We start from the raw sequence: 26,169 nt of genomic DNA, 5'->3' as shown, positions 1-26,169 counted from the left end.
AACGGGACGTTTTTTTTTGTAGCATAAAAAATCTTATTCATTTTCAATGAAACTAAATATATCAATCATAAAAAATGTAGTTTGGCACAATTTTTGCATTTAACTATTTGAAACCGTTTTCTATTTTGGTAGAAGGGAGAGAATACATTGGCAATTTCTAAAAATGATCTTTTATGGATGTATGAAAACATGTACAAAATCCGTTATTACGAAGACAAAATGGCAGAAGCTTATACTGAAGGGAAAAATCCGGTTTTCAATATTGGGGCGGGTCCTGTTCCTGGCGAGATGCATTTGGCAACAGGGCAAGAACCGGCAGCCGTCGGCATATGTGTTCATTTGAAAAAAGAAGATACGGTTACGTCGCCGCACAGGCCTCATCATCATGCCATCGCGAAAGGCGTTGACCTAAATAAAATGACGGCTGAAATTTTCGGAAAAGAAACCGGGCTTGGCAAAGGCAAGGGAGGACATATGCATTTGTTTGATCCGGATGTCAAGTTTTCCTGTGGAGGAATTGTTGGAGCAGGAATCCCACACGCTCTTGGAGCAGCTTTAGCTGCTAAGAAAAAAGGGAAAGACTGGGTTGCGGTTTCATTTATTGGAGAGGGAGCTGCCAATCAAGGAGCTTTCCATGAGTCATTAAATATGGCAGCACTTTGGAATTTACCTCTTATTGTGGTGATTGAAAATAATCAGTACGGAATTTCTGTTCCGAAAACAGCATCGACATCTGTAGCATCTAACGATGTTCGTGCAGCTGCATATGGCATTAAAGGATATTACGTCAAAGACAACGATCCGATCAGCATGTACGAAGTATCAAAAGAAGCAGTGGAACGCGCCAGACGAGGCGAAGGTCCATCGATTATTGAAATTGAAACATATCGTTACTTGGGACATTTCCAAGGGGATCCGGAGTTGTATAGAGATAAAAATGAAGTGTCGCTTCTTCGGGATAAAGATCCGATCGTCCGCCTTCGAAATCTATTAATCTCTGAACAAAACATAGCGGAAAACGATCTTGACATCATTGAAAATAAAGCAAAACAGGAAGTAGACGCTGCTTATCAATTTGCACGCAGCAGCAATTATCCGAATCCGGAAGATGCTTTAAAAGATTTATACGTTTCGTAAATAAACAGGAAAGGGGTTATAAGCTGTGCAAGGAACAAAAACGCGCTTATTAACGGGAAATAAAGCCATGGCGGAAGCGATTAAATTGGAGATGGAGCGGGATCCAAACGTGTTTGTCATGGGGGAGGATGTCGGAGTTTACGGGGGAATCTTCGGATCGACAGAAGGATTATTTCAACAATTTGGATCAGATCGAGTGATTGATACCCCGATATCTGAAACTGCATTTATTGGAGCGGCCATTGGCGCAGCAGCCGAAGGAATGCGGCCGATCGTTGAATTGATGTTTGTCGATTTCTTTGGCGTTTGCATGGATCAAATTTATAACCATATGGCAAAAATCCCTTATATGTCGGGCGGTCGAGTGAAGCTGCCGATCGTGCTGATGACCGCTGTTGGCGGAGGGTACAGTGATGCTGCTCAGCACTCTCAAACTTTGTATGCAACGTTTGCGCATTTGCCGGGAATGAAAGTGGTGGCTCCATCCACTCCATATGATTTAAAAGGGATGATGATTTCAGCCATTCGGGATGATAATCCAGTAGTCTTTATGTTCCATAAAACATTGCAAGGTTTAGGATGGATGGATCAATTAGACGCATCAGTCGGTCATGTTCCGGAAGAAGCCTACACGGTGCCGTTAGGAAAAGCAAACGTTGTTAGGGAAGGGAAAGATATAACAATTGTAGGGATTCAAATGACGACTCATCATGCGCTGGAGGCTGCCAAAAAGCTGGAGCAAGAAGGAATTGAAGCAGAAGTCATCGATTTGCGTTCACTTGTCCCGTTAGATCGTGAAACAATCCTGCAATCCATTAAAAAGACTCATCGATTACTTGTAGTAGATGAAGATTATTTATCATACGGCATGACGGCGGAGATTGCTGCCATAGCTGCAGAGGAAGGCTTGTATGACTTAGAAGCTCCGGTCAAACGATTGGCTGTACCAGATGTGCCGATTCCTTTCAGCCGCCCGCTTGAACAGTTTGTTTTACCGAATGCAGAAAAAATTTATCAAGAAGCTATAAAACTCGTTAATGAATAAATCTACCATTTCTTTCACAGGAGGCCAACATGATTATTGAAATTAAATTGCCGCAATTGTCGGAAGAATATAATGAGAGCTTAATTGCATTTTGGCATGTGTCTGAAGGGGATGAGGTGGAGCAAAATGACATACTTGTTGAAGTTCAAACGGAAAAGGCGGTATCGGAGCTGCATGCACCTGCAAGCGGAATCGTGAAGGAAATCCGTAAAAAAAGAGGAGATACAGCATCTGTCGGCGAAGTGCTTGCAACAATTGAAACAGCTGAACGCGACGGGCAGCCAGACATAAAACAAGAAGAAACGAATGAAAGATCGGAAGAACAAATAGCAACGGAGCAAAAGGTCGAGAAAAGGGCGACGCCGCGAGTGAAGAAATTAGCGAAAGAACTAGGGGTGGATTGGCGGCTTGTGGAGCCGACTGGTTTAAACGGGAAAGTAACGGAAGAAGATATTCGCAACGAGTACAAGAAGCGGGAAAAAGAGAAGCAAACAAATTCTTCATTCATAGTGGCCGCTCCATCCGTGCGCAAATTTGCAAGAGAACATCAAGTGAATCTTGAAGAGGTAATTCCATCGGGTCTAAACGGCAAAATATTAAAAGAAGATATTGAGGCCGTGATCAATAGGCGCAAAAATCAGCAGCCTGAGATGGAAAGTCAGCAAAAAAATCAGAAGGAAGAAACAAAGACCAATTCGGTACAAGATGAATATATTCCGCTTTCAAACATTCGCAAATTCATTGCACGTTCAATGGTTCATTCGAAAAAGACGATTCCGCATGTAACACATTTTGATGAAGCGAATGTTACTAAGCTTGTTCAGCATCGACAAAGCATAAAATCGTTTGCGGAAGAGGAAGCAATCAAACTCACCTATTTAGCTTATGTTGTGAAAGCGTTGACGATCGTTTTGAAAAAGTATCCACAATTAAACGCTTCCTTTCATGAAGAACGTGAAGAAATCATTTTGAAGAAACAATACCATATCGGTTTTGCTGCTGATACAGACCGCGGTCTTGTCGTGCCGGTCATACGGCATGCAGACCAAAAAACATTATTTCAAATTGCTAAAGAAATTCACGAGCTTACCCTAAAGGCAAGAGATGGTTCCATTCAAGCGGATGAAATGACAGGCTCTACATGTACGATATCGAATATCGGATCAGCTGGCGGCGCATGGTTTACACCGATTATCAACCATCCGCAATCGTGTATTCTTGGCATCGGCCGAATCGAGAAAAAAACTGTTGTGGTCGATGATTCGATTGAAATTGCATCCATGATGGCGTTATCGCTCAGTTATGACCACCGGATAATGGACGGAGTATTGGCACAAAAAGCATTGAACGAGCTTAAAAAATATTTGAGCGAACCAAATTTCATTTTTGTTAATTAATGTGTGTTAGAAGAAATATAGACAATATTAGGACTTCCAGAAAGTCAAATCCCCATTGAAAACAAAAAACATCAAATATCGACGTTTCTAAAATATTAAAGGGGGCCGTCTATAAGCCGAAAAAGTCTTATAGACAAGCCCCTTTGTCCTTCACAACAATTTTAAATTCTGTCTTTGAGACGTTCTTACTTTTTTTACTTATTTCAGATCAATTGAAAACAGACCGACGCCTAGCATTTTTATGGGCTGCTTTAACAGGTTTCCCTAAGAACAGTAGCTGGGGTCCGATTATTTTATTTTTTGGTTTTCTCCGCAAAATGAAGCGGATGTCTTCTCGACTTTTTATGGTAAAATAATTAACAACAGTCTCAGTTAAAGGAAGAGGATGCATGTGAAAAATTGGCTGCCCATTTTGTTTATTAGCTGTGGTTTGTTTTGTGTCGCATATGGCGGATGGAAGTTATGGTCAATGCACAGCGCACAAAATGAGGCATTGAAGGAAGCCCATCAGCTTGTTGGTGCAGAAGGTCTAAAGAAAAAGGAGAGAAGCGAAGTTGTACCAAGCGACTTTCAACCGAAAATGGACGAGGTGATTGGCATTTTGCACATCCCGAAACTTAAAGCACAATTGCCGATCGTTGAGGGGACGGATGAAGACGAATTGGAGAAAGGCGTCGGTCATTACAGAGGCACTGCTTTTTCTGGGCAAAACGACCAAATCGTTTTATCAGGACATCGGGATACAGTTTTTCGCAATGTTGGCGATTTAAAAATTGGAGATGAACTCATTGTTGAAATGGAGTATGGTCGTTTCACATATTTGATTCAAGAAACAGAGATTGTTGATGCCGATGATCGAACAGTGATCCGATCTACTGCTCCTAACGAAGTTTTAACGTTAACAACATGCTATCCGTTCGGTTATATTGGAAATGCGCCACAGCGATATATTATTTATGCGGTACCGGCATAATTCAGTGGAAAAACGAGCCCTTGCTATAAAGCATCAAGGGCTCTTTTCTGTTTTAATAAAGTCATTCAGCCGTCTATCGGTAACTGTTCATTTAGCATTTGAATGAAGTTAAATGAGCGGTAATTGAATGATAAATTTGGGGCTTTAATTGCAGATTAAGGCGATGTCGATTTCAAATTATTTCATAGTAAGATCCAATGGGCATTCATAAATAAAAAATTCTATTTTTTTGATTGGAGAGTTGTTCGAGTTTTGTTTTTCAATATTTCATTACTGTACACGTGCATGTATGCTGGATGTCTCTTGCAATTGGCAGTATATTTTACACTTTACATCTGCATTTTGCTGAAAAAAAGACTGCTAAACTGTCTGGATGAATAATATTGGATTACCTGTTATGACCAGAAGCCCGGTTTTTTTCTATTGGCACCCAATGGTTCAGTTATTGCTGTGATTGGATATTTGCCATCGGATACAATGTGTTGCGTAGTTTGAAGAATTGACTTTGTCAATCATTTAAAATGCCGCCTCGGAAATATAACAATTTGTTTTTTATTCTAAAAACCTTTTTTCCCTTTTAACGCTAATAAAGTTTTACAAACAATTAATTTTTAAAAAAGTAGAAAAAGTATTGCTTTATAATCATCTAGTTGTCGGCGGGGGAGCTGTACGTTCAAACGGGATTTTATAAAATTGCTTTTGAAATGCACCCAGGTTTTATTGTTTACAATCCTGAAACTTTATTAAAGTTAAGAGAAAATGTAGGGCCAAGTATTGGAGCGAATTTTGATCCAAGCCATCTCATTTGGCAAGGCATTGATCCTGTTGAAGCAATAAAAAAATTAGGACGTGAAAATGCCATATTTCATGTACACGCTAAAGATACTTATTTGGATCAAGCAAATATACAAGTGAATGGCGTTTTAGATACAAAGCATTACAGTAAAATTTTGGACCGATCATGGACATTTCGGTCGGTTGGCTATGGCCAAGGTGAAAAAGTGTGGAAGGATATTGTAAGTGCCTTGCGTGCTGCCGGATATGATTATGTTCTTTCAATTGAACATGAGGATATGCTGGCATCCATTGATGAAGGATTAGGAAAGGCAGTAAGCTTATTAAAGCAAATTCTTTTTAAAGAAGAAGTTGCTGAAATGTGGTGGGCATAACAGTCACATTGTAAAGGCAATCCCTAGGGAATTTTAAGAGTCCCTAGTTTTTTTTATTTGGGTTACGATGGGCATCACTTTTAATGCGAATTTTTTTGCGGAAAGTCCTCTGCAAATAAAAGCTTAGGATATTCATCTGTCTTTCTTAAACAATTACGAATAAAATTTATTCATTAAGCCATTTGTTTGTGTGACGAGTGTAAAAAAAATAAATAATAAAATTTTCGTTATTAAAGAAAAAATGAAGATTGAATGATGAGAAAAACAAGAATTTCCAGCGTTTTCTGCGACGATCATAGATTTCATTAACTATATGTTTTTTTGACGAAATGAATAAAAAATATTGAAATTTTAAAAATTCAGATATATTATAATATTTGAAATATTAGTTCCGGAGGAAAAGGGAGGAGAAAAGATACCCGGGAAAATGAAAGCGTTTTAAAAAAAGGGGAGGCGAATTTTGAAAGCGTTTTACTTAACAAGTACGGGGGGATTTTGATGAAAAAGAAGTTATTTTTGATTATGCTAGTTGTTTTCTTAGCCGTTTTATCGGCTTGTGGCAACAGCGCGATTCAGTCAACATCGAAAAAAGAAGAAGGCGGGAGCAAAAGCGGAGGAACAATAAAAATTGGTGTGATGCTTCCAGATTCGGGGGTTTATGCTTCACTTGGAAAGCATTTGCACAAAGGTATGGAGCTGTATTTTGACAGCATTGATTGGAAAATTGGCTCCAAAAAAATCGAAATTATTAAAGAAGACAGTGAAGCTGATCCGCAAGTAGCATTAAGGAAAGCGAGAAAATTGATTGATCAAGATAAAGTGGACATTTTAACAGGAACGGTAAGCACGGCGGTAGCCTATGCCATTCGCGATGAAGTGGATAAGAAAAAAATTCCGTTCCTTGTTTCGCATGCGGGAGGAAATGATTTAACGAGAAGCAAACGAAGTGACTATATTTGGCGTTCTTCTTTTTCCTCGTGGCAGATTGGCAATTCATTAGGAGAATGGGCGTTTCATAACGTAGGAAAGACAATGTACATTGCAGCAGCAGATTATGCGTTTGGACGGGAAGTATCTGAAGCGTTTAAAGAAGCTTATACTGCCGCAGGAGGAAAAATTGTCGGTGAAGTTTACCCGCCTCTCGGAAACAATGATTATTCCTCTTATTTGACCACGATTAAAAATGCAAAGGCTGAAGCAGTATATGCATTTTTCGCAGGAAGTGATGCGGTGAGATTTGTTCAGCAATACGATCAATTCGGGTTAAAAGAAGATAAGAAATTAATTGGTTCCGGCTGGCTTGTTTCAGAGGACGTGCGGAAATCACAAGGAAACGCAGGAGTTGGAACAATTTCCTCTATTTTCTGGGATTATAGTATAAAAACAGAAGAAAATAGACAGTTTAAAGAGGCTTTTGAAAAGAAATATAATGAACGCCCGACCATTGAAGCATTGGAAGGCTATGATGCTGCCAAAATTATCGCAGAAGCGCTGACAACGCTTGACGGCGACGCCTCAGATCCAGATAAAGTGGTAGAAGCGATTTCTAATGTTGAATTCATAAGCCCGAGAGGCCCGATTAAGTTTGACAAGGAGACCCACCACGTTATTCAAAACATGTATATCATTGAAACCAAGCTTGTGAATGGACAGACGGAAAACGAAGTGATCGAAATTATTGAAGAGGTGAGAGATCCAGGAAAATAGATAAAAAAAGAGGTGATAATCATGGATATTATCGGGGCGCAGCTAGTAAACAGCATTTCATACGGGCTTTTGCTCTTCGTCATTACATGCGGATTGTCGCTCGTCTTTGGCATTTTAGGAGTATTGAACTTGGCGCATGGATCGTTGTATATGATAGGAGCTTATGTCTCATATTCGATTACCGTCCATTCTGGACAAAATTTTTGGCTTGCCTTAATCATTGCACCTTTAGCAGTAGCTGTTTGCTCTCTCATTATTGAAATGATCTTATTGCGGCCGACTTATCAGCTAGGGCACCTGTCACAAGTATTGTTAACATTTGGGCTTGCGTATGTCATTCATGATATGACAGCGGCGATATGGGGCTTGTCTAAAAAGTCCATAAAAACAGAGCGAATGGAGAAAACAATGAGTTTTTCCATTCGCTCTGTTTCCTTATTTTTGAAATTGGTTTGGGAATTTGCGGCCCATTTCAGTATGTTGTGGGCCATTGCCACAATCCCGAATTCTGTTCGGACTTTATGAAGCCCCCGTAACAGAAATCGAGTGAAACGCAAATTGCCCTTGATGTTACCGAACACACTTTCGACATCCACTTTACGCTTCGCATAAAGAGCTGCCTTTTGTTCGTCACCAAGAGCTGCTTTGGCTTTCGCTTTCATTTCTTCATAAATCGTGTTCCAATATACTCGACGATTTCCTTTGGCTTTCGTACACCCATTCTTCAACGGGCAATCCGTACAATCTTCACACTCGTACACTTTCAAATCTTGTATGTATCCAGATGCATTTTTTCTTTTTTGATAATACTTGAATACGACTTTCCGATTGTTCGGACAGATAAAGCAATCGTCTTCTTCGATGTATTTCCAGTTTTGTACTTTTGATAAATCCTTTTTAAACTTTTTACTTTGTTCCTTCAAATAGGTTTGGTATGGGGCTAATAATTCAAAACGAGGTTCTTTTTCTTCGCCAATCGCATATAAATAGTTTTCTTCACTCGCATATCCTGCATCGGCAATGACATACTTGAGTTTCTTTTCCTTCGGCATCGATTCCAATAACTTTTCCATAAATGGTTGGAAACAGCGAGTATCTCCTGGATTTTGATAAATTTCAAATCCCACGATAAATTGATGTTGTGTGGCGAGTTGAACATTATAACCCGCCTTGAGTTGGCCGTTTTTCATATGGTCCTCTTTCATTCGCATAAAAGTGGCCTCATGGTCGGTTTTCGAGTAGCTATTTCGTTCACCTAGAATCTGTTTTTGTACTTTGTATTTTCGTAATCGTGGAAGATAATCCGTTTGAATCGTTTTCAGTTGTTTGGTGAGTTGGGATTTTTTAGAGCGAAGTTCTTTTTTTCTTTCTTTGTCTTCTTCCTGTTTATAATCTTTTTCCAAAGCTTCTATTCTCTCAGAAAGTTGTGCCGATGATTTTTCTAATTCTTCTTCTAATTGTTCTTCTTTTAATTCCTCCAAGGCGATTTGGTGCGCTTCTTGTAGAAACGATTGAATTTTGGCTCGTAGTTTCTGATCATATTTTTCTACGGATTTTCGCCATACAAACGTATATTTGTTGGCATTCGCTTCTATTTTCGTACCATCCACAAAAATATGGTCGAGGTCGATAAGTCCTTGTTCTACTAGTTGAAGGACAAATTGTTCAAATACAGAATCCATCATGTTTGACATACGAACACTACGAAAATCATTTATTGTGCGATGGTCAGGGGTTTGCAATCCCGCCAACCACATCATCGGAAGATTTTCTTTCACCATTTGCGCTATTTTCCGACTTGAATAAACATTTTGAGTGTACGCATATAAAATCACTTTCAATAACATTTTAGGGTGATAGGGTGCACGACCCCCACCAACATAATGAGTATACAACACTTCATCCGGAATCGATTCCACCATTTCATCCACTAAACGGGCGACATGATTTTCAGGAATATACATTTCGATATCTAAAATGCTCATGACTTGACGATTGCAATAAGGTTGGAAAACTAGTTTTTTGCGTTTCTTATTCTTTTGAACCTCTATTTTTTGAATACCCTCTAGAGTCATTTCTAATTGCGTGTTATAATTTTCTTGAATAGTCATTTGATTATTCATAAGAAATCGTCCTTTCTGTAGAATGTTTTTTGGTCAATTTCATTCTATAAAAAAGGACGATTTTTTTGTACCCTAAAAACAGAAAAAAGGGCTGAGCCCAAGGTCGATTCAATCGACTTTTCGGACAGCCCCTTTGCCTCAAAGTTTATCAGGTACGGTAACCTTATTTAATCAAGCCTTTCCTGTCTATCGTTTAGCTGTAATTGCAATAGGTTTAATTTTAGCGGGGCTGTTGTGGTTCATTCAAGAAAAAACGCGCTGGGGGGCGATCATTCGCGCTGGACTGAGCGATAAAGAGATGATATGTGCTTTAGGTGTAAATATTCAACTAGTTTTTACCGTCGTGTTTTTCATAGGGGGATATTTAGCAGGTTTTGGCGGAGTCATTGCTGCGCCGATCCTCGGGCTTTATCCAAGCATGGAATTCCAAACGCTTATTTTGGCATTAGTTGTTCTCGTTATAGGGGGCTTAGGGTCGATCGCTGGAACGTTTGTGGCCAGCTTAACGATTGGGATTGTTGAGACTTTTTGCCGATTTTTAGTTCCTGAGTTAAGCTTGTTCGTCGTTTTCGGATTAATGGCGGTCGTCTTAATCGTCAAACCGAACGGATTGCTCGGAAGGCAGGTGGTTAAGCATTGAACAAAAAAGGTTTCGTTCTTATTGCCGCAGTTATGTTGCTCATCTTTTCCCCCTTTATCTTTTCTTTGTTTTATTTAAATTTGGTAACTGAAATTTTAATTTTAGCTATTTTCGCTCTTAGTTTAAATATTTTGGTCGGATATACCGGGCTGGTTTCGCTTGGCCATGCGGCGTTTTTTGGAGTCGGGGCTTATATGTCCGCAATTCTTGCAAGGGAGATATCTCCAAACTTTTTCCTTACTCTTTTCGCCTCACTTGCGGCTGCAATCATTGCATCCGCCATCATCGGAATTTTTTGCGTAAAGGTGAGCGGCTTTTATTTTCTTATGTTAACATTGGCTTTTTCGCAAATGATTTATTCATTTGTCCACCAGTCAACGACTATCACGGGCGGTTCAAACGGATTATCAGGCATTCCAAGCCCTTTAATTGGATCACTTGATTTTTCAAACCCGGTTTACTTTTATTATTTGATATTGCTTTTGTTTATATTGATCTACGGCGGTTTAAGCCTCATCGTACACTCTCCTTTTGGGCAAGTATTAATAGGGATTCGCGAAAACGAAACAAGATTGAAATCGATGGGCTATCATACAACACTATATAAGCTTGCCGCATTTGTTTTAGCCGGCGGGCTCGGCGGAGTAGCAGGATCGTTATATACAAGCTTTAACAGCTTCATTTCGCCTAGCGATGTATATTGGACGATGTCTGGCTCTGTTTTAATTATGGTTCTTATCGGCGGTTCCGGAACAATGATCGGGCCCGTTTTGGGAGCAGCATTTATCGTCATTTTAGAAACGATTGTCAGCTCTTATACGACCATGTGGATGATGATTATTGGGATTATCTTTATCTTGTTTGTCGTATTTTTCCCAAAAGGAATTGTCGGGCTTGGAAAATTGCTCTTTCAGTCATTTTCAAAATCCAACAAGCTGTCAGCTATTTCCGGAAAAAAATCCAATGCGTTGTATAACAATGATGTGAAGAATTGAGGGATGGGGCATGGAGAATCCTGTAATCTTGAAGATTGATCGCGTCGGCATGCATTTTGGCGGTCTTGAAATTCTTAAGGATGTTTCATTGGAAGTGAAAAAAGGTGAGCGGATAGGCATTATCGGTCCGAATGGAGCCGGGAAAACGACCTTTTTCAACATTTTAACCGGCGACCTGAAGCCGAGCAGCGGGTCCATTTATTATAAAGGAGAAAATATAACGAATGTTGCCAACTTTAAACGGACAAACGCCGGAATCGTTCGCACCTTTCAACGAAACAATTTGTTGAACGAACTGACGGTGCTTGACAATTTATTATTAGTTTTACAGCGGAAACATCATTTGCAAAACGTGTGGTTTAAAAAGAGAAACGAAAAAAAATACCCGAAGCTTTTCGAGGAAGCAAACCAATTGATCAAAACTTGGGGATTGGAAAAGCGCGCAAATGAAATAGTGAAAAAGCTGTCATACGGCGAACAGCGGCAAATCGAAATTTTGCTTGGCATTGCGATCAATCCGCAAGTTTTATTATTAGATGAGCCGACTGCCGGCATGTCGCAGGCGGAAACGGATTATATTGTCGATTTGCTGCACAATTTGCCGAAGGACTTGACCGTTTTAATTATTGAGCATGATTTGGAGGTCGTATTTGGACTGGCGGATAGAATGGTCGTTTTATATGACGGAGGAATTCTCATTGACGGCGATCCAAATGAAGTGAGAAACGACAGGAGGGTGAACGAAATATATATTGGAAAGGAGGAAGCGGCAGCACATGCTTAAAGTTTCAGATTTAAATACATTTTACGGCGACAGCCACGTCCTCCATAATGTTTCGTTAACGGTTGAACAAGGCAAGGTAACCGTCCTGCTGGGAAGAAACGGAATGGGGAAAACAACAACGATTCATTCTATCATGGGAATCATTCAATCAAAAAAAGGAAAAATTGTGTTTGAAGAACAGGAAATTCAATCAAAGACGAGCTTCCAGGTTTCGAAATTAGGCGTTGCTCTTGTTCCGCAAGGGAGAAGAATATTTCCGAATTTGACTGTAAAGGAGAATTTAATGACCACTTATAGGCCTGCCGAAAATGGCTGGACATTAGAACAAATTTATGACACGTTTCCAAGGCTGAAAGAAAGAGAAGCATCGATGGGAGGGGCTTTGAGCGGGGGAGAGCAGCAAATGCTCTCAATTGGACGCGCTTTGCTAACGAATCCTAAATTACTGCTGCTTGACGAGCCGTCAGAAGGATTGTCCCCATTGATGGTTCAGGAAGTGAAACGGATTATTCGTGAATTAAAGAAGCAAGGTCTTACAATGCTTTTAGTTGAACAAAATTTATCGATGGCGCTTGAGCTTGCAGACCGCATATATATTTTAAACAAAGGCTCGATCGTGTTTGAAGGCTCTCCCGACGAATTAAGCTCTGCTGTAAAGCATAAATATTTGCTGTTAAGTTCGTAAATTGCTCAGAAACATCTGATGATGATGCTGTCAAAAAGAAAAAGGGGCTCTTAGAAAGTCAAATCGCCATTGAAAACAAAAAATCATAAACACCGATATATCAACGTTTCTAAAACATTAATGGGGGCTAATAAGCCGTAAAATCGACTTATTAGCCCCCCTTTTTTACATATTTTCCAGAATAATAGAACGGAAGAAACAGGTCATTACGGTGATTTTCCTAAATAAACTGATGAGCGGGCAGCACCTTATTTTGCAAAAATAAATTGTCGGCGATTTGCAATCAAATTTTCCAAAAGAAAAACAGGGCTGCTGCAATTTACGGGTATCATTTCTAGAAATATTGATTCTTGATGCATAACCCGAATAGAGCTTTCGCAAAGCAGAAAAAGGTTCAATTTGGAACTCTTACATGCTGCAATTGCTTCGGAATGAACGATGAAACCAATCAATATAGGTAAAGCAAGCTGCAGCCCTTTATCGAAATTCCGCCACATTCTGTCCGCAAGCCTCGCTTAATCGATAGTTCATTGCACGAAATTCACGTTCGACAGGCTCTTAACATTACACACTTATGTAAGTATTTCTTTAGTAAACGATTATTTCCAAACCTCTTCGGCAATTTCTACGACATGGCGAAGTTTTGCCCATTGCTCGTCCTCTGTGAGCAGGTTTCCTTCCTCAGTTGATGCAAAACCGCACTGAGGGCTTAAGCAAAGCTGATTGAGATCAACAAATCGGGATGCTTCATCAATGCGCCGTTTAATTTCATCCTTATTTTCTAATTCTCCAAATTTTGACGTGATCAAGCCGAGAACGATGGATAAATTTGACCGGTTTACGAAGCGAAGGGGTTCAAAGCCGCCGGCTCTTTCGCTGTCGTATTCCAAAAAGAAGCCGTCCACATTTACGCCTTCAAACAATATTTCCGCCACTGGCTCATAGCCGCCGGATGAAATCCAAGTGGAACGGAAATTGCCTCGGCATATGTGCATCGTAATTCTCATATCATCAGGACGATTGGCAACAGCTTCATTAATTGTTTTCGCATACAATTGTCCTAACGTATCCGGATTTAAGCCGCGGGCCCGCATTTGCTCCTTTTGCTCTTCTGAACAAAGATATGCCCATGATGTATCATCCAGCTGCAAATAACGGCATCCAGCATCGTAAAATGCTTGAATTGCTTTTTTATATGTTTGGGCTAAATCGTGGAAAAACTCGTCTTGATCTTCATAAGCGCTTTTTTCAATCGTCCCTCTGAAATGAAGCATGCTCGGGCTCGGGATAGTCATTTTGGCTGTATGGCCGGAAGCGATGCTGTTTAGAAACTTGAAATCTTCAAGCATCGGATGGCCATTGAAATCTAGTTTGTCAACAACTTTAATAGAATGAGATTTTGTTTGTTTTTGATGGAATTGGATTCCGGTCTCTGTGTCGTATCCTTCAACACCTACTAAATTTTCAAGGAAGTCAAAGTGCCACCAAGCTCTTCGGAATTCGCCGTCTGTCACCGCTTTGAGGCCAATTTCCTTTTGTTTTTCGACGATGCGTGTGATTTCTTCGTTTTCCACCTCTCTTAATTGCTCAGCTGTTATTTCCCCATTTGCTTTTTTCAATCGGGCTTGTTTAATTCGGTCTGTTCTTAACAGACTACCTACATGATCTGCTCGGTAAGGCGGCAAGTGGCGTTGCAATGATTGATGGGACATATGCTGTTTTCCTCCTTCTCCGGTTGAAATATTATGAATAATAACAAAAAATAAAAGAAAAGTAAACTTTATAAGCAGGGGGATTTTTCATTAGAGAGGTATGAATGACATTTTTTGCTACATTTTCTTAAAATAAAAGCCCTCAGCCGCCATGTGCGGCAAAGGGCAAATCACTTGCCTGCGAAAGATTAGCTAATGACAAATTCGAAGCTGCCGAATAATTTTACATCTTTGCCGATGAGGAATCCTCCTGTTTCAAGAGCAGCGTTCCATGTTAAACCATAATCTTCCCGATTGATTTTTCCTTCTACATCAAATCCTGCGACAATGCTTCCGTCCAACGGGTTTTTCGATTGACCGTTGAATTCTACTTTGAATGTTTCGGTTCTAGTAACATTTCTAATTGTCAATTTTCCTGTTACTTCATAGTCATCGTCGGAAACCTTTTTAATAGATTCGCTGACAAACGTGATGACCGGATAGTTTTCGACATCAAAAAAATCCCCGGAACGAAGATGGTTGTCTCTGTCTTCATTTTTTGTGTCAATAGAAGAAGCTTGAATTGTTACTTTTACTTTTGCAGATTCGAGCTGATCAACATCGCCGTCAACTTCTACATCAAATTGAGTGAATTCTCCCTTTGCCTTGGAAACCATTAAGTGTTTTACTTGGAAAGAAATAGAGCTGTGCACCTTATCTAATTGAAAATTTGCCATTTTTTATTTTCCTCCTTTTGTTTTGATATTATCATAACCGAAAAATATCTCGAATTCAAATATTTTTATATAAATATTTTTTGACAAGGTAAAAGAAAAAAGAACCAATTTTGATAAGATATTCTTTAAGAAGACAGTGGACAAGGCCCATATACTTAGAGGGGATTTTTTTGAAACGAAAAGAGCAAATATTTCGTCATTATTAAGAAAAAGGCTCTGCTTCCTTATTGACGAAAAGCACCCTTTAGAAAATTCGCGTTTTTTATTTTTGTTTAACCTCTGCAAGCAATTGGCCTATTGCAAAGGAATCAGGGCGGGAGAGATGGTTCGAATGGCGTTGGCATAGCCGATCAATAGAATGTTTTATAGAGAGAAGTGAAAGAATGAACAGTAAAAAGAAATCTTGATTTTGGATAATTCCAAAAAATATTTTTTTGTTTATGATTACAGCGGCTCTGATTGAGGCGTTTTCCATCACATCATGACAGTGTATAAGCAAAATATCCACCATTAGGACAATTAGTTGAAGTAGATGGAAAGAATATGCACGTTTATACAAAAGGTGATGGAGAAAACACGATTGTGTTATTAAGCGGTTTAGGCACAGCAGCTCCCGTGTTAGATTTCGAACCCTTAGTAAATGAATTGGCAAAGAATCATAAAGTGGTCGTAGTAGAGAGCTTTGGATATGGATGGAGCAACGTAACGAATAAGGAACGAACAGTGGAAAATATAGTGGAGGAAATTAGAACCACTCTAAAAAAATCAAATATAGAAGGTCCATACATATTGATGCCGCACTCTATTTCTGGCATATACAGCATGTATTATGCTAATGCATATCCAGATGAAGTGAAAGCAGTTATAGGGATTGATTTCACCTTGCCGCAGGTTTTAGAGTATTTCGGCGAGTCAGCTCCAACAATGTCCGAATATATGAAGTATGTTTTCACCAACTGGAATTGCACGATTGGCATTATATATCATTCCTGATGATTTCCTTCCTAGTAGCTGAAAAAGGTACTTATTCCGAAGAGAATTTAACAATGACCAAAGCCATTTCTAGGCATATCAGGCGGGAAAGTTAAATTGACTGTTTGCTCAATATATTTTTTATTTCATTTGCTTCTTGTTGTATCCTTTGTCTTGATTTTTACTTCGAAAGAAGATCGAGTGAACGAAGATGGGAAATCCAATGTAACGTTTTATCAAACGAAATTAAGCCGCAGTTTTTCAAGTAAAATAGTTACTTTAGAAGGAAATCATTATCTTCATTGGACTCGTTATAAAGAAATGAGTGCACACGTAAATGATTTCACGAAAACATTTGCAGGTGGTGTTCATTGAGGAAGCAGCTAGATAAAGGACCTCCTTGGGGGTTCTTTATCTAGCGGGATTATCAAATATTATTTGATAGAGCCTTAGCATTAATACGAGATTTTAATTCTTTATTGTTCAATAAGTTTTATGACATCACTTAAACTTTTTTCTGCCATGGATTGAAGTCGTAAATCATAATTTTCGAAAGGTAAAGACTTCGTTACTGGATTTGGCACAATTACGCATTTCAGTCCAGCAGCTAGAGCTGCTTGGAGCCCATTTAAAGAATCTTCAAATGCTAATGCTTCATTTGAGCTGATATTTAAGGCATCAACTGCTTTTAAATACAAATCAGGTGCCGGTTTTACCTTCTCAACATCATCCTGTGTGATAATAGTATTAAAATAGTTTAACACCCCAAGTTCATCTAAATAATGAGTTACCCACTCCCTTGTGGAGCTTGAAGCAATAGCAATTTTATATCCTAAATCGTTTGCTTCTTGCAAATAATCCTTTACACCTTCACGTGCCTGAGGTGTTTTCATCTTTTCTTTATAAATGCTTTCTGCTTTGGTATCAATTTCCTCAATATTACAGCTTTCTCCCAATTGTTGTTTGAAAAACTCGTAAAGTACTGTATTATCTGACCCAACGCTTTTTACATAATGTTCAAGGGGCAAATCAACATTATAATAACCTAAAGTTTCTTTATAAGCCTCAAACCAGGGAGTCTCTGTGTCTATAATTAAACCGTCGAAATCAAAAATAATTGCTTTTATCAAAGCTTTTTCTCCTTTCCACTCATGAGGATAAAATAAATACACCTTCATAAACTATATGCAATAAAGTTAACTCAGTATGTTCCAGTAATTCTGAACACCAATCGATTGCTCATGATTTCAATAATAGTCTAATAGTTTCTTTTTATGCGGATAAAGGAATATATATTGTATCGGTTCACGCTCATAATTAGGAGCACATTTCCTGACCTTTCAGTTTATTTCGTCAAATAAATTAATTCGGTCCTCTCCCTGCCGCAAAACCTTCATCGCCCGTTTTTTCTTTCCAATGTGAACAAAGATGACTCACTTCGTTTTGAAGATGAAGGAAGACCAGTTTTCTATTTTCTGGTATTCGTCTAAGCAGAATAGAAGGACTCGGTCACATGGCAGCCGTTTTGGCAAAGACAGCTGCCTGGATCACGTTGCATCGAGTTCTTTTTTACCTGAAAATAGAAATGTTGTATTTTTCTTACTGTAAAACAACATCATGAACAATTTTTGCATTGTGCTCCAGCTGAATACCGAAACACAGTTTTGCATAATCTTTTTTTACAACTGTCTATTTGGCAGGGAAAAGACTATTACACAGTCTACTTACTTATTCAACGAGACCAAGCTTTTTCAAACCGTGATAGACACCGGAATTTGTTACGTCTGTTGTTTGGTGCTTCGCATATGGCAAAAGGTTTGGATCTGCGTTCCCCATTGCAAAACCTTCGCCGACTATTGAGAGCATCTCTTTATCATTCATGGCATCGCCAAAGGCAATGGCGCTTTCTTTTGGCACGCCAAGATAATTTAATATTGCTTTGACAGCTTTGCCCTTATTGACCTTTTCCCTAATGACATCGTAGCATTGGGCCAGGCCTTCGATATTCACTTGGGATAAGTATATAAGATCGTCTTTTTCATAAAGAGAAACATCGCGATCAGCTAAATTTAATATCGTCATTCCTAAAACTTGATCGATGATATCATACGAAAACAACTCATTTTTTTGTAAATGAAATTTTTGAATGAAATCTTTTATGGCAGGGGAATCAAACGAGCTAAGGACATTTTTTTCTCTTGTATACATGACGAGCTCATGTCCATGGTGTTTGGCGGTATGCACAAAGTTTTGAACAATATCTGGATTCATCGGCTCTTTTAAAATCTCGCGGCCCCTATAAACCGTAAATGCGCCGTTATAGCCAATAAACGATTGAACGTTCAGCTCTTTGCCGATATGCGAAATTTCATGCAAAGGTCTCCCTGTTGCCAGAAAGACTTCTACACCTTGTTTCTGAACTTCAGCTACAGCTCTTTTCGTAGATTCTTGAATTTGATCATCCGGTGTCAAAATTGTTCCGTCTATGTCCAAAAATAAAAGTTTATATGTCATCTCCATAAACTCCCGTTAAAATTTATTTTGTTGTAAGATTTTATCATAAAATAAAAATTGTGAAAACTCTAACAAGATGAATTGTCTTGTAAAAATAGTTTTTGTGCCGGGCTGAAGAATATTTGAAACATTTCAATTCGCAAATTCGTATATTGAAAAAACGGATACAGAGGTGGATTTATATGTCAGTAGTCAACATTTTAAAATGGGTAAGCGGGGGACTTGAAGCATTTTTCGGAATTCCAGTTATAGGTGGAACGATTATATTATCTTTCCTATGGACACCTTTGGCGTTTATGTTTGTGCTGCACCTTGTGACGTTGATTTTTGCCATTATAACAAATAAAAACAAGCATGGCAGCATTTTAGGAATTATTACTTCCTGCATTGCATGGATTCCGATTGTTGGAATGGTGATGCATATCATAACGGCAATTTTCCTCTTGATTGATGCATACCGCGAGTATAAATATGAAATTTAATGTTTTTTTGCTTACAGGGTCTTAGACCCTGTTTTTTTTAGAAAAAAAGTTACTGACCTAAAAAAATTGGATGTGTTATCGGCATCTGTGCCTTCTGCTTTCTAATCCAAGATGAGAAATGTCAGTCTTCAAAAACTGAACAACTTTGGTACAAGCCGCGATGCTACGACAATTCAAATAGTACTTCCAAGCAGAAACTTCAGGCTGGGAAATATACGAAAGGCTTACCGTCCAAACACTTTTGGATGCTGATGGCAAATAATATATGAAGAACGAGTGCGTAGTGCGTAAGAGGGGAGAAGCTCCATTGAGAAAAAGATAAAGGACAAGCTTTTCGGCTTGTCCGAAATGAATTCGTATGAGATTTGATTGAAAAGGAGTTTAAGTCAACCCGCATGCCGGATACTTGCCTTATTCACAGCACTTTGCTTAAAAAAGCTTTTGTTCGTTCGTGTTTAGGATTGTTAAAAAGCTCGCTAGGTGTGTTTTCCTCTACAATATATCCGCCGTCCATGAAAATCACTCGATCGCTCACTTCTTTGGCAAATCCGATTTCATGCGTCACGACGACCATCGTCATTCCTTCCGCCGCTAATTCTTTCATAACTGTTAACACTTCACCGACCATTTCTGGATCGAGGGCGGATGTAGGTTCATCGAAAAGCATGATTTTAGGATTCATTGCAAGAGCGCGGGCAATGGCAACGCGCTGTTTTTGGCCCCCTGATAATTCGCTTGGATAGCTTGAAGCTTTTTCGCTTAATCCCACTTTTTTCAGCAGCTGCAAAGCTTTTTCGTTTGCTTCCTGTTCCGAGACTCCTTTTACTTTTATCGGAGCAAGTGTAATATTTTCCAACACTGTTTTATGCGGAAATAGGTTAAACTGCTGAAACACCATTCCAACCTCTTGGCGAACTTTATTAATGTCCAAGTTTGGATTTGTAATATCTTGACCGTTCACGATAACCTGTCCTGCCGTAATGTCCTCAAGCTTGTTTAAACAGCGAAGAAACGTGCTTTTGCCTGAACCGGATGGACCAATGACGCATACAACTTCTTTTTCTTTAATGTCTACACTGATGTCTTTTAACACTTCAAGATTCCCAAAGCTTTTCTTTAAATGTTTTACTTGAATCATCCGGTTGTTGTTCTCCTTTCAACAAAGCTTAATAATTTGCTTAAGGACAATGTCAGAACAAGATAGATGAGCGCAACGGTGAGGTATGGCTCCCAAACGATATAATATTGCCCCTGCATAGCCCGTCCCCAATACATCAGCTCAGGGGTGGCAATGATGGCGGCGATTGACGACTCTTTTATTAAAATGACGAATTCATTGCCAAGAGGCGGAATCATCCGTTTCGTCGCCTGCGGCAAAATGACATAGCGCATCGCCTGTTTATGGCTCATACCGAGAGATCTTGCAGCTTCCATCTGTCCTTTATCAATCGATTGAATACCTGCACGGAATATCTCTGCAATGTAGGCGGCAGAGTTTAAAGAAAGTGCAACAATTGCCGCTATAATTCCATTCGTATCACCGATTAGCAGAGGTACGAGCCCGAAATGAACGAGCAGCATCTGGACAAAAAGAGGCGTGCCTCTGAAAAATGTAACGTACCATGAAAAGGGCAGGCGAATAAATTTATTTTGAGCAATTTTCCCGATGCCGATAAAAAGACCCAAAATGGTGCCGATGGCGATTGCACCAAGAGAGAGCCCAATTGTTACAAGCGTTCCTTGGAAGAAAAAGGGTGCATATTCAGCTATGAGATCAAAACGAAAATTCATACATATATCTCCCCGCGTGCATTCCGGACAAGCAAAATACCTGTGGAATGCTGAAAATTATTGCTGATTTTTTAATATATCGATATCTGGTTCAACACCAAACCATTTTTTATAAATCTCACTGTACGTTCCGTTTTCAAACAGTGTATTGATCGCTTTGTCAAGTTCTGGTTTTAATTTGCTTCCTTTCGCGAACATTAGACCGTAAAACTCCGAATCGAAATTTTCCGGATCTTTAATTGCTTTCAATTTTTTGTCCGGATTATTTTTAATATATTCGTTGACAACCGCGTTATCGGCCACAACTGCGTCTGCGCCTCCGTTCAGAAGTTCCATGATCGCGAGGACGTTGTCTTCAAATTTTTTAACCGTTCCATCGCCGGCAAGTATTTTTTCAGCGGCTGTCTGACCGGTTGTTCCGTTTTGGACAGCAACTTTTTTGCCTTTCAGATCAAGCGCATTTTGAATATCGCTGTCTTCAGGAACTAAAATCATAAGAGTTGATTCAAAATACGGAACAGAAAAATCGTATGTTTGCTTTCTGTCTTCAGTAATGGACACAGAGGAAGCTGCCAAGTCAGCTTGTTTTCTTTGAACTTCAGCAAACATTGGATCCCATCCGGTATGTTTAATGTCTACTTTATAACCGGCCTCTTTAGCCACAGCGTTTATGAAATCAATATCAAAGCCGACAACTTTACCTTTGTCGATATATTCAAACGGAGCGTATGCTGCGTTTGTAACAACCTTTAACGTTTCTTTCTTCTCACTGCTTGCTCCTTTATCGTCTTCAGAACCTCCTGCACCGCATGCTGAAAGTATAAGCATTAGGCTTGTGAAAACAGCAAGTGCAATTATTTTGCTAAAATATTTTTTCATAAGTACCTCCTTATAAATGAATCAAAGAATGAAATTCGTTTCGACATTCACTGGTCTATTATAAATGAAAGATGTATATTCTTTCAATAACATGCATATTGATTCGAAATGATTGTTTTATTTGAAATTATATCATAAAAAGTGTCATGTTAAAATGAACAATTGCAAGCGGATAAAGAGCAAATTTTTCATGAAGAAGACGAAAATTTGGATTGTAAATAAAAAGAGAGTATAATGATTGGCAGAAATTATCATAAAAAAGCAGGTGCAGAACTTTTGGCATCAACATGAAAATACAAATTCTTCTGTCTTATCGTTCAAATTTGTTGGGGAATTACGGAATTTGTTGGAATAATTTCCAATACATGATGCACTTTGCAGCTTGGGCAAGGTGCTTTAGCTTTCTAGAAGGAGTGAGAAAATGAATAAAGAACAATTGATTTTGGCGCTAGAAAAGGTTCGCGCCCAAAATCCTCTCGTCCACAACATTACGAATGTCGTCGTCACCAACTTTACTGCAAACGGTTTGCTGGCGATCGGCGCTTCTCCGGTTATGGCGTATGCAAAGGAAGAGGTTGCGGATATGGCGAAAATATCCGGCGCGCTCGTTTTAAATATTGGCACATTATCTCCTGAAGTAATCGAAGCAATGATTATTGCAGGAAAATCAGCGAATGAACACGGGGTTCCAGTCATTTTAGATCCTGTCGGTGCGGGAGCCACCCCTTACCGGACGGAAGCTGTTCGGGAAATATTAAAGGAGGTTCGCATCTCAGTTATTCGCGGGAATGCACCTGAAATTGCCAATGTGATAGGTGAAAAGCTTGCAATGAAAGGGGTGGATGCGGCGGATTCAGCTGCTGATCCTGTTTCGCTGGCCAAAAAAGCGGCCGAAGAGCTGAATACAGTTGCAGTCATTACCGGAAAAGAAGACGTGGCAACGGATGGGAAGACAACGTATTTGATTCAAAACGGCCATCCAATTTTAACAAAAGTTACCGGAACAGGCTGTTTATTGACTTCCATTATCGGTGCTTTTTCAGCCGTTGAAAAGGACTTTCTTGCTGCTTCAGTAGCCAGCCTCGTCACTTATGGGGTCGCTGCAGAAATCGCATTTGATTTAACGGAAGGAAAAGGTCCTGGAAGCTTTCAAATCGAATTATTGAACCAGCTGGCAAAGGTGACGGGAGACGAGTTGCTGAAAAAAGGGTCTTTTATAAAAAAATAAAAGCAAAGGTGATAAACATGGCGCGAGTGTCGGCAAATAAAATGCGGGAGCTGCTAAAGGTGTATTTTATTATGGGCAGTGTAAACTGCAAAAGGAAGCCTGCTGATGTGCTTGAAGAGGCGATTGCAGGCGGGATTACGCTTTTTCAATACCGTGAAAAAGGTGCGTGGGCTTTAACAGGCGAAGAAAAATGGCGGCTTGGAAAAGAGCTGCAGGCTATTTGCCAAAAACATCACATTCCATTTATTGTCAACGATGATGTTGATCTGGCTTTGAAACTTGATGCGGATGGCGTTCATATCGGTCAGGAGGATGAATCAGCCGAAATTGTCCGCCAAAAAATTGGCGATAAAATTTTAGGAGTGTCGGCTCATACGTTTGAGGAAGCGGAAAGAGCCATTGCGCAAGGCGCAGACTATATCGGCGTCGGCCCCATTTTTTCGACGAAGACGAAAGAAGACGCCAAAAAAGCGCAAGGTCCGCAAATCATTTCCAGCATGCGCAACCAAGGCATTGCGATTCCGATCGTCGGCATCGGCGGCATCAACAGTGAAAATGCCGGACAAGTCGTTGCAAACGGAGCCGACGGCGTCGCCGTCATATCCGCCATAAGTTATGCGGACGATGTCAAGAAGAGTGCGGCAAAATTGAAACAGACTGTAGAATCATTTTTTTAGGAACAATCATTCGCAAATGGCGTGCAAAATCAAAAGAGGCGCCTTAATCCGGGCGCCTTTTGTTTATGTTTGGAGAAAACTGTGTTCAATGATGGTTGCGCTATTTTTCATACAGCGAAAGTCATCGTTGAATTGTGCGGTCTTTATCCTTTCTAAGGAACATCTGAAACGGTGTCAGCAAATGTACCTTTTGCTTAATAGGATCAAATTTGTTTTGCGGCGATGGCTTGCCGATACGCTTTTGTCGCTTCCACCATGATTTTGAGTGCATTGACAGTTTCGGTGACCGCTCTTGTTTTTAAACCACAATCAGGATTCACCCAGAACTGATGTACATCGAGTACTTTTAATGCACGGTCGATATTTTCGGTTATTTCTTGGACGGAAGGTATACGCGGGCTGTGGATGTCATAAACGCCCAAACCGATTTCCCGTTTATATTGGTACTTTTCAAAAGCATGAACAAGTTCTCCGTGGCTGCGGGACGATTCAATCGAGATAACGTCTGCATCAAGCTTATCGATCGCTTCCATCATATCTTCAAACTGGGAATAGCACATATGAGTATGAATTTGTGTTTCCGGTTTGACGGAGCTGGTGGCAAGTTTGAAAGCTTCGACGGCGTTTTCGATGTATTGATTTTGCTTCGATCTTTTTAACGGCAGCCCTTCACGGATAGCAGGTTCATCAACTTGAATCATTCCTATGCCGTTTTTCTCCAGAGCTAATACTTCTTCGCGGATGGCAAGGGCAATCTGGCGAAGAACGTCCGCATAGCTAATGTCATCACGGACAAAAGACCAGTTTAAGATGGTGACAGGTCCAGTCAGCATTCCTTTTACAGGTTTGTCCGTCAATGATTGGGCATAGACGCTTTCTTTGACGGTCATCGGCTGATCAAAGGCAACGTCGCCATAAATGATCGGCGGTCTGACGCAGCGCGAACCGTAAGATTGCACCCAGCCGTTTTTGGTAACAGCAATTCCTTTTAGTTTTTCTCCGAAATATTCCACCATGTCCGTTCGTTCAAATTCCCCGTGGACCAATACATCAAGTTCAAGCTGTTCCTGAATATCAATCCATTTTTTGATTTCATCTTTGATAATAGACTCATATTGCTCGTTTGTGTATTCGCCTTTCCGCCATTTTAAACGGGTTTGGCGGATTTCTTTCGTTTGCGGAAAGCTGCCGATCGTTGTTGTCGGTAGAATTGGCAAGTTCCATCTATTTTTATGCAGCTTGCGCCGAACAGAAAAGTCCACACGGTTCGTCGGGTAGGATTCAATCTTGGCGGCTGCCTCTTGCACGTTTCGGTTTGTCCGAAAATCAGAATTCATAAATTGCGTGTAATAACGGTCATCGTATCGTAAATCGCTTATACTTAATTCACCTTTTGCATATTGTGTCAGCTGATGGACTTCACTTAATTTTTCGTCTGCAAAGGAGAGAGCATTTTTTAAAATTTCCGGCAATTCGTGTTCATTTTTTACGGTAACCGGCACATGGAGCAAGCTGCAGGAAGGTTGAATGATCAATCGATCAACATCAACATGCTGAGCGAGAAAATCAATTTTGCTTGCTTTTTCTTCTAATGATGCCCTCCATATGTTGCGGCCGCTGATTAAACCGGCAGCCAATATTTTGTCTTTTGGAAACCCGAATTTTTGGATGTTTGCACTGTTGGCTCCCCCATCATGTACAAAATCAAGACCGATAGCAGCAACAGGCAATGAAACGATATGTTGATAGTGAGAAAGACTTTCAAAATAAGTTTGCAACAGTATGTTCAAAGATGGATTCGCTTCGTGAAAAGCTTCATACACTTCTTTAAACAACGGAATCAATGACTCATCAATTTCCTGAACGAGAACAGGCTCATCGATTTGCACCCACTTTGCGCCTGCTTGATGCAACTCTGTCAACAATTGAATATAAACTGGGATGAAAGCAGATAAATGCTTATAAAAATCTCGTTTTTCATATTTTTTCGCCAGCATTAAAAAAGTAATCGGCCCTAAAACAACAGGTTTTGTCTCAATATTTAGTTCGTCTTTTGCTTCATTGTAAAGCTTGAGCAGACGGTTTTCCAAAAAAGCAGGCGGCTTATTTTCCAGTTCCGGAACGATATAATGATAATTTGTATCAAACCATTTTGTCATTTCTAAAGCCTCGGCTTCTTCGGATCCCCTTGCCATTGCGAAATATGTTTTGATGGAACGGGGATCCATATGCTGGAACCTCGAAGGAATATATCCAAACATGAAAGCAGTATCGAGAACGTGGTCATAAAACGAAAAATCTCCTACGGGAATCAGCTCAATTCCGCTTTCATGCTGTTTCTTTAAGTTGGAAAGACGGATCTTTTTCAACGTTTCCAGTAAGCTGCTTTCAGAAATGTCTCCATTCCAAAATAATTCCAAAGCTTTTTTCCATTCCCGGCGTTCGCCAATTCGCGGATAGCCAAGATTTGAACTAATGGCTGCCATTACGAAAACCTCCCATTTGATTTTTGCTCAACACAATAAAAAAGCCCTCTTTACGCT

The 26,169-nt window shown here is 39.8% G+C and carries 23 protein-coding genes and 2 pseudogenes; 16 read left to right on the top strand and 9 right to left on the bottom strand.

All coding sequences use genetic code 11. From position 1 onward, the window contains the following. The first annotated feature begins 147 nt into the window (after window positions 1-147). The 7 genes and pseudogenes from NSU02_RS19180 to NSU02_RS19150 form a co-directional block, all read left to right on the top strand. Complete coding sequence (locus tag NSU02_RS19180; RefSeq protein WP_066251437.1) at window positions 148-1,137, top strand: thiamine pyrophosphate-dependent dehydrogenase E1 component subunit alpha; 990 nt, start codon at window positions 148-150, stop codon at window positions 1,135-1,137. Window positions 1,138-1,162: 25 nt separating this feature from the next. Continuing rightward, on the top strand, window positions 1,163-2,182 hold the full coding sequence (locus tag NSU02_RS19175) for an alpha-ketoacid dehydrogenase subunit beta (RefSeq protein ID WP_066251433.1): 1,020 nt from the start codon (window positions 1,163-1,165) through the stop codon (window positions 2,180-2,182). A gap of 29 nt (window positions 2,183-2,211) precedes the next feature. Beyond that, the gene (locus tag NSU02_RS19170) at window positions 2,212-3,579 is read left to right on the top strand and encodes a 2-oxo acid dehydrogenase subunit E2 (protein WP_339193647.1); all 1,368 of its coding nucleotides are present in this window, start codon (window positions 2,212-2,214) and stop codon (window positions 3,577-3,579) included. A gap of 385 nt (window positions 3,580-3,964) precedes the next feature. Further along, window positions 3,965-4,552 carry a class D sortase gene (locus NSU02_RS19165; protein WP_063389105.1) on the top strand — a complete coding sequence of 196 codons (588 nt, stop codon included), beginning with the start codon at window positions 3,965-3,967 and terminating at the stop codon, window positions 4,550-4,552. Window positions 4,553-5,241: 689 nt separating this feature from the next. Further along, window positions 5,242-5,721: pseudogene (locus tag NSU02_RS19160) on the top strand (sugar phosphate isomerase/epimerase); the annotation flags it as partial. A gap of 498 nt (window positions 5,722-6,219) precedes the next feature. After that, window positions 6,220-7,428, top strand: a complete 1,209-nt coding sequence (locus tag NSU02_RS19155) for an ABC transporter substrate-binding protein (protein WP_339193645.1) — start codon at window positions 6,220-6,222, stop codon at window positions 7,426-7,428. 21 nt (window positions 7,429-7,449) lie between these two features. After that, window positions 7,450-7,854 (top strand): annotated as a pseudogene (locus tag NSU02_RS19150) (branched-chain amino acid ABC transporter permease); the annotation flags it as partial. On the opposite strand, the gene NSU02_RS19145 reads toward NSU02_RS19150, so the two are convergent. Continuing rightward, complete coding sequence (locus NSU02_RS19145; RefSeq protein ID WP_339195856.1) at window positions 7,767-9,350, bottom strand: IS1182 family transposase; 1,584 nt, start codon at window positions 9,348-9,350, stop codon at window positions 7,767-7,769. The pseudogene NSU02_RS19150 and the gene NSU02_RS19145 sit on opposite strands and share 88 nt — an antisense overlap. Before the next feature lie 334 nt (window positions 9,351-9,684). On the opposite strand from NSU02_RS19145, the gene NSU02_RS19140 reads away from it, so the two are divergent. Genes NSU02_RS19140 through NSU02_RS19125 form a run of 4 tightly spaced genes read left to right on the top strand, consistent with a single transcriptional unit; the run spans window position 9,685 to window position 12,655 of the window. Beyond that, a complete protein-coding gene (locus tag NSU02_RS19140; protein WP_339193644.1) occupies window positions 9,685-10,191 on the top strand; it encodes a branched-chain amino acid ABC transporter permease in 507 nt (168 codons plus the stop codon). Beyond that, window positions 10,188-11,186 carry a branched-chain amino acid ABC transporter permease gene (locus NSU02_RS19135; RefSeq protein WP_327856166.1) on the top strand — a complete coding sequence of 333 codons (999 nt, stop codon included), beginning with the start codon at window positions 10,188-10,190 and terminating at the stop codon, window positions 11,184-11,186. Before NSU02_RS19140 ends, NSU02_RS19135 begins: the two co-directional genes overlap by 4 nt. Before the next feature lie 10 nt (window positions 11,187-11,196). Continuing rightward, the gene (locus tag NSU02_RS19130; RefSeq protein WP_117016884.1) at window positions 11,197-11,970 is read left to right on the top strand and encodes an ABC transporter ATP-binding protein; all 774 of its coding nucleotides are present in this window, start codon (window positions 11,197-11,199) and stop codon (window positions 11,968-11,970) included. Then, window positions 11,963-12,655, top strand: a complete 693-nt coding sequence (locus NSU02_RS19125; RefSeq protein WP_066251407.1) for an ABC transporter ATP-binding protein — start codon at window positions 11,963-11,965, stop codon at window positions 12,653-12,655. Before NSU02_RS19130 ends, NSU02_RS19125 begins: the two co-directional genes overlap by 8 nt. 599 nt (window positions 12,656-13,254) lie before the next feature. Here NSU02_RS19125 and NSU02_RS19120 read toward each other — a convergent pair. Both NSU02_RS19120 and NSU02_RS19115 read right to left on the bottom strand, forming a co-directional pair. Continuing rightward, window positions 13,255-14,367 (bottom strand): cobalamin-independent methionine synthase II family protein, encoded by a 1,113-nt coding sequence (locus NSU02_RS19120; RefSeq protein ID WP_063389091.1) that lies wholly within the window; start codon window positions 14,365-14,367, stop codon window positions 13,255-13,257. A gap of 188 nt (window positions 14,368-14,555) precedes the next feature. After that, entirely contained in the window at window positions 14,556-15,083 is a 528-nt protein-coding gene (locus NSU02_RS19115) for a YceI family protein (protein WP_066251402.1), read from the bottom strand. Window positions 15,084-15,626: 543 nt separating this feature from the next. Here NSU02_RS19115 and NSU02_RS19110 point away from each other — a divergent pair. Both NSU02_RS19110 and NSU02_RS19105 read left to right on the top strand, forming a co-directional pair. Further along, window positions 15,627-16,076, top strand: a complete 450-nt coding sequence (locus NSU02_RS19110) for an alpha/beta hydrolase (protein WP_117016880.1) — start codon at window positions 15,627-15,629, stop codon at window positions 16,074-16,076. A 96-nt stretch (window positions 16,077-16,172) separates the two neighbouring features. Further along, a complete protein-coding gene (locus tag NSU02_RS19105) occupies window positions 16,173-16,430 on the top strand; it encodes a hypothetical protein (protein ID WP_261308803.1) in 258 nt (85 codons plus the stop codon). A 101-nt stretch (window positions 16,431-16,531) separates the two neighbouring features. On the opposite strand, the gene NSU02_RS19100 is transcribed toward NSU02_RS19105, so the two are convergent. Next, complete coding sequence (locus NSU02_RS19100) at window positions 16,532-17,182, bottom strand: HAD family hydrolase (RefSeq protein WP_339195854.1); 651 nt, start codon at window positions 17,180-17,182, stop codon at window positions 16,532-16,534. A 601-nt stretch (window positions 17,183-17,783) separates the two neighbouring features. Next, window positions 17,784-18,569 carry an HAD family hydrolase gene (locus NSU02_RS19095; protein WP_339193639.1) on the bottom strand — a complete coding sequence of 262 codons (786 nt, stop codon included), beginning with the start codon at window positions 18,567-18,569 and terminating at the stop codon, window positions 17,784-17,786. Window positions 18,570-18,751: 182 nt separating this feature from the next. Between NSU02_RS19095 and NSU02_RS19090 the strand changes: the two genes are divergently transcribed. Next, window positions 18,752-19,051 (top strand): hypothetical protein, encoded by a 300-nt coding sequence (locus NSU02_RS19090; protein WP_094244754.1) that lies wholly within the window; start codon window positions 18,752-18,754, stop codon window positions 19,049-19,051. Window positions 19,052-19,466: 415 nt separating this feature from the next. On the opposite strand, the gene NSU02_RS19085 is transcribed toward NSU02_RS19090, so the two are convergent. Genes NSU02_RS19085 through NSU02_RS19075 form a run of 3 tightly spaced genes read right to left on the bottom strand, consistent with a single transcriptional unit; the run spans window position 19,467 to window position 21,721 of the window. After that, the gene (locus NSU02_RS19085) at window positions 19,467-20,189 is read right to left on the bottom strand and encodes an amino acid ABC transporter ATP-binding protein (protein ID WP_063389086.1); all 723 of its coding nucleotides are present in this window, start codon (window positions 20,187-20,189) and stop codon (window positions 19,467-19,469) included. After that, on the bottom strand, window positions 20,186-20,842 hold the full coding sequence (locus NSU02_RS19080) for an amino acid ABC transporter permease (RefSeq protein WP_063389085.1): 657 nt from the start codon (window positions 20,840-20,842) through the stop codon (window positions 20,186-20,188). Before NSU02_RS19080 ends, NSU02_RS19085 begins: the two co-directional genes overlap by 4 nt. Before the next feature lie 57 nt (window positions 20,843-20,899). Then, window positions 20,900-21,721 carry a basic amino acid ABC transporter substrate-binding protein gene (locus NSU02_RS19075; RefSeq protein WP_066251391.1) on the bottom strand — a complete coding sequence of 274 codons (822 nt, stop codon included), beginning with the start codon at window positions 21,719-21,721 and terminating at the stop codon, window positions 20,900-20,902. A gap of 421 nt (window positions 21,722-22,142) precedes the next feature. Between NSU02_RS19075 and thiM the strand changes: the two genes are divergently transcribed. Then, window positions 22,143-22,949, top strand: a complete 807-nt coding sequence (gene thiM / locus NSU02_RS19070; protein ID WP_339193636.1) for a hydroxyethylthiazole kinase — start codon at window positions 22,143-22,145, stop codon at window positions 22,947-22,949. A 17-nt stretch (window positions 22,950-22,966) separates the two neighbouring features. Further along, a complete protein-coding gene (gene thiE / locus NSU02_RS19065) occupies window positions 22,967-23,626 on the top strand; it encodes a thiamine phosphate synthase (protein ID WP_339193635.1) in 660 nt (219 codons plus the stop codon). A 203-nt stretch (window positions 23,627-23,829) separates the two neighbouring features. On the opposite strand, the gene metE is transcribed toward thiE, so the two are convergent. Then, the gene (metE, locus tag NSU02_RS19060; protein ID WP_339193633.1) at window positions 23,830-26,112 is read right to left on the bottom strand and encodes a 5-methyltetrahydropteroyltriglutamate--homocysteine S-methyltransferase; all 2,283 of its coding nucleotides are present in this window, start codon (window positions 26,110-26,112) and stop codon (window positions 23,830-23,832) included. Window positions 26,113-26,169: the final 57 nt, after the last annotated feature.

This window comes from Aeribacillus sp. FSL W8-0870 (genome assembly GCF_037963755.1).
GTDB lineage: Bacteria > Bacillota > Bacilli > Bacillales > Aeribacillaceae > Aeribacillus > Aeribacillus composti.
The sequence above is the reverse complement of the archived record's forward strand: the minus strand, read 5'-3'. Positions and strand labels throughout refer to the sequence as shown.